5 protein-coding genes are annotated in these 4,770 nt (G+C 70.1%); all 5 read left to right on the plus strand.

Annotated features, from left to right (window positions below):
• Positions 1–970 (plus strand): ATP-binding protein (locus MFF42_RS13750; protein ID WP_238256237.1); only part of this gene is annotated, 970 nt, incomplete at its 5' end.
• A gap of 148 nt (positions 971–1,118) precedes the next feature.
• A complete protein-coding gene (locus tag MFF42_RS13755; RefSeq protein ID WP_003602905.1) occupies positions 1,119–1,538 on the plus strand; it encodes a hypothetical protein in 420 nt (139 codons plus the stop codon).
• An 80-nt stretch (positions 1,539–1,618) separates the two neighbouring features.
• On the plus strand, positions 1,619–2,014 hold the full coding sequence (locus tag MFF42_RS13760) for a FixH family protein (protein ID WP_003602904.1): 396 nt from the start codon (positions 1,619–1,621) through the stop codon (positions 2,012–2,014).
• Positions 2,011–3,495 (plus strand): efflux RND transporter periplasmic adaptor subunit, encoded by a 1,485-nt coding sequence (locus MFF42_RS13765; protein ID WP_003602903.1) that lies wholly within the window; start codon positions 2,011–2,013, stop codon positions 3,493–3,495. Before MFF42_RS13760 ends, MFF42_RS13765 begins: the two co-directional genes overlap by 4 nt.
• The coding region (locus MFF42_RS13770) for an efflux RND transporter permease subunit (RefSeq protein ID WP_283206878.1) at positions 3,492–4,770 on the plus strand (1,279 nt) is incomplete at its 3' end. The genes MFF42_RS13765 and MFF42_RS13770, both read left to right, overlap by 4 nt.

Here is a 4,770-nt window from a genome sequence, read left to right on the forward strand (position 1 = left end):
CTCCCGCCGCCAGACCCTCGACCCCAAGCCCACCGACGTGAACCGCCTCGTCTCCGGCATGCAGGAATTGATCCAGCGTACGGTCGGCCCGGCCATTCCCGTGGAGGTCGTCGGCGCATCCGGGCTGTGGCCTGCGCTGGTGGACCCACCGCAGCTTGAGAACGCGCTGCTCAACCTGTGCATCAACGCGCGTGACGCGATGCCGGACGGCGGGCGCATCACGGTCGAGACCGCCAACAAATGGCTCGACGAGCGGGCCGCACGCCAGCATGACATGCCCGAGGGGCAGTACCTCTCCCTCTGCGTCACCGACACCGGTACCGGCATGCCGCCGGACGTCGTCGCGCGGGTGTTCGAGCCGTTCTTCACCACCAAGCCGCTGGGCGAGGGCACTGGACTCGGCCTCTCGATGATCTACGGCTTCGCCCAGCAGTCCGGCGGGCAGGTGCGTATCTACTCGGAAGTCGGCAGGGGCACGACCGTGTGCGTCTACCTTCCGCGCCACTACGGCGAGATCGCCGAGGACACGGGTGACGAAGTCGCGACGACGCTACCCCGCTCCGAGCAGGGCGAGACCGTCCTCGTCGTGGACGACGAGCCGACGGTCCGCATGCTGGTCAACGACATCCTGGAGGATCTCGGCTACACCGCCATCGAGGCCGCCGACAGCGCCGCGGGCCTCAAGGTGCTGCAGTCGGACGTCCGTATCGACCTTCTGGTGACGGACGTGGGGCTGCCAGGCGGCATGAACGGCCGGCAGATGGCCGATGCCGGCCGCGTCACCCGTCCCGACCTCAAGGTGCTGTTCATCACCGGATACGCCGAGAATTCCATTCTCGGGAACGGCCATCTCGCACCGGGCATGGCGGTCCTGACCAAGCCCTTCGCCGTCGACACGATGTCTGCCCGCATCCGCTCCATGATCGAGGCGTCGGATGCAGGGCCGCTCGGGCGACGCCTGGTTCCCTAGGGCCTGACCCGGGACGACCGTAAGTCAGGCTGCCATCCTGGGCTTGACCTTCCCACCGTGGAAAGCCTTATCCAGGCCACCTGCAGGTCGCTGCGCGCGGGAAACCGGGAGGCTTCATGCGCGCCCTGAAAACTGGCATCCTCGATTCGTGACGTTTTGGCTCGCCCTTCGGCGGCTGCTCCCGCTCATGGCGGTTGTCAGCCTCGCCCTGACGCCGGTGACCGCTTCCGCGGCCGCCGTGGGCATGCGCGCCTCCATGACGGCGCAGGCGCAAGGGTCCCGCGAGGCCATGCCCGGCATGGGCCATGAAGCGATGGGAGGGACCGACATGGCCGGCATGGCCATGGACGACATGCGCTGCTGCCCGCCCGAGAAGCCACTGAACCCGGACTGCGCCAAGGCGGGTTGCCCCCTAAAGGCGCTCTGTAACGCCGGCGTCGCCTCGCTCCTGCCGACCGCGGTCCCCATCCCGAGGCCGGGGGCGACGTGCGCCGCGCCGGCTTGGCCCGAAGCGGCCTCGTTCGCCAGCGTGCACGGCCCCCCGCCGCCAGAGCCTCCCAGAGCCTGACCCGATGCCGCCGGCGCCTGCGCCGGCACGGTGACGCGCGTCCGCGCGTGGCCATCCATCGCATTCAGGAGACGACAAACGTGACCCGGAAATCCTTCTCGCGCGCCCTCTGGGCTGCGCTGTTCGCTGCCGCCCTGACGGGGCCAGCCGTCGCCGACATCAAGGACTACGCGTTCGAGCTCGTGCAGCGTGAGGCGAAGGTCGGCGAGGCCGTCCTGTCCGTCCGCCTCGTCGACAGGCGCACCGGCAAGCCGGTGACCGACGCCGTGATCTTCGCCAAGCGCATCGACATGGCCCCCGACAGCATGGAGGAGATGGTCTCGAAGATCGAGCAGGTCCCCTCGACCGAGCCGGGCGTCTACCGCTTCAGGGCGAAGCTCTCGATGGCGGGAGGCTGGCGCCTGTCGCTCGGGGCCAAGGTCCAGGGCGAGACGGGCACAGTCGAGAACAAGCTCGTCTTCCAGGCCGTCAAATGAGCCGGGCGGGCTGGACGGCCGGTGCCCTCGCCGCGCTGGTGGCAGGGAGCGCCGGCTACGTCGCCGGGCACGGTGGCAATCCCGTGCCGGCGCTCGTCGAGCGCGCGCGGAGCCGGCTCGCCCACCGCCCCCCCGGCGAGCCGGCTCCGGTCACCCCGTCCCCCGCGAAGGCGACCGGGCCGGTCGTCTACTATCGGGACCCGGACGGGAAGCCGGCCTACTCGCTCGCGCCGATGCTGACCGCCGACGGGCGCGTCTTCCGGGCCGTGCGTGCCAGCGAGGACGTGCGATTCGATGACCCGGAGGACGGCGAGGCCATGCCCGCCGACAGGGCCGCGAACGGCATTTCGGGGCAGGGTGCGGCGACGTCCGACGCCCGGCAAGTGCTGTACTACCGCAACCCGATGGGCTTGGCCGACACCTCGCCTGTGCCGAAGAAGGATTCGATGGGGATGGACTACATCCCCGTCTACGCGGGCGAGGACGAGGGCGGCGTCGTGAAGGTGGCGCCGGGCAAGGTCCAGCGCACGGGCGTGCGGACCGAGCTCGCGGAGCGCCGCGTCCTGTCTCTGCCGGTGCGGGCGCCGGGCAGCGTCGAGGAGGACGAGCGCCGCATCTCCGTCATCGCCATGCGCACGGACGCCTTCATCGAGAAGGTCGAGCCGGTCACCACCGGCGACCACGTCCACAAGGGGCAGCCGCTGCTGCGCCTGTTCGCGCCCGAGATCAATGCGGTCGCGGCCCAGTACCTGACCTCCATCGGCTACGAGGGGGGCCGCCGGCGGCTGGAGAACCTTGCCATCCCGCCGGAGGTCATCGACGAGATCGAGCGCACCCATAAGGTACCACCCTCCATCACCTGGTCCTCGCCCCGGGACGGCGTCGTGGTCGAGCGCAACGTCTCGGACGGGATGAAGGCCAAGTCCGGTGACGTCCTGTTCCGCATCGTCGACCACACGCGCGTCTGGGTGCTGGCCGACGTGACCGAGCGCGACCTCGCCGGGGTGGCGGAGGGACAGAGGGCGACGGTGCGGGTGCGGGCCTTCCCGGACCGGACCTTCACCGGGACGGTGACCCGGATCTACCCCCACCTCAACATGGAGACCCGGACCGCCCGCCTGCGCGTCGAGCTGCCGAACCCCGACGGCGCCCTGCGCCCGTCGATGTACGCGGACGTCGAGATCGCGACAGGCGACGCCAAGCCAGTGGTGGCGGTGCCCGACGACGCGGTCATCGACACCGGCGAGCGCCAGGTCGTGCTGCTCGACCACGGCGAGGGGCGCTTCGAGCCGAAGCCGGTGACGGTCGGCCTCCGCGGCCGGGGCTACGTCGAGATCCGCGAGGGGGTCACGGCCGGTGACCGCGTGGTTACCGCGGCGAACTTCCTGATTGACGCCGAGAGCAACCTGAAGGCGGCGCTGCAGGGCATGACCGCGCCCAAGGATGACCAGCAGGCGGCGAGCGCGGGAGGCACGCCGTGATCGCCCGCCTGATCGGCTGGTCGGCCCGCAACCTCGTCCTGGTGCTGATCGGGACCGTGTTCGCGGTGGCGACCGGCGTCCTGGCGCTCAAGACCCTGCCGCTCGACGCCATCCCCGACCTCTCGGACGTGCAGGCCATCGTCTACACCGAATACCCCGGGCAAAGTCCGACGACCGTCGAGGACGTCGTCACCTTCCCCCTCACGACCGCCATGCTGACGGTTCCGAAGGCGAAGGTGGTGCGCGGCTTCTCGTTCTTCGGGGTGTCCTTCGTCTACGTCATCTTCGAGGACGGCACCGACCCGTACTGGGCGCGCTCGCGCGTGCTGGAGTTCCTCAACGGTGCGGCGAGCCGCCTGCCGGTCGGCGTGACGCCGACCCTCGGACCCGACGCGACCGGTGTGGGCTGGGTCTACCAGTACGTCGTCGTCGCGAAGGAACGGACGCTCGCCGAGCTTCGGTCGCTGCAGGATTGGGTCATCCGGTTCGGGGCCTCGCGCGCGGAGGGCGTGGCCGAGGTCGCGGGCGTCGGCGGGTTCGTGAAGCAGTACAACGTCGTCGTGGACCCGAACCGGCTGCGCGCGCAGGGCATCAGCCTCAACAAGCTCCGGGACGCCATCCGGTCGAGCAACGCCGACGTCGGCGGGCGCACGGTCGAGCTGTCCGAGTTCGAGTTCATGGTGCGCGGGCGCGGTTACCTGAAGAGCGTCGCCGATATCGAGAACATCGTGCTCAAGACCGTGGGCGGCACGCCGCTGCGGCTCCGGGACGTCGCCCGGGTCGAGCTCGGGCCGGACGAGCGCCGCGGCATCACCGAGATGAACGGCGAGGGCGAGGTCGCCGGCGGCATCGTCCTGCAGCGCTTCGGCGCCAACGCACTCAACGTCATCGAGGGCGTCAAGGCGAAGCTCGCAGAGGTCGCGAAAAGCCTGCCGGCCGGCACCGAGATCCTGCCGGTCTACGACCGCTCGCAGCTCATCGACGCGGCCATCGACACCCTGCGCCACACGCTGGTCGAGGAGAGCATCGTCGTCTCTCTCGTCTGCATCGTGTTCCTGCTGCACGTGCGCAGCGCGCTCGTGGCCATCCTGATGCTGCCGGTCGGCATCCTGATGGCCTTCGCCGGCATGAGGGCGCTCGGAATCGGCGCCAACATCATGAGCCTGGGCGGCATCGCCATCGCGGTCGGCACCATGGTCGACGCCGCCATCGTGATGATCGAGAACGCCCACAAGCACCTGGAGCGGGCGCCCCCGGGCAAGCCGCGGGTCGAGG

The organism is Methylorubrum podarium, assembly GCF_022179745.1.
GTDB classification, from domain to species: domain Bacteria; phylum Pseudomonadota; class Alphaproteobacteria; order Rhizobiales; family Beijerinckiaceae; genus Methylobacterium; species Methylobacterium podarium.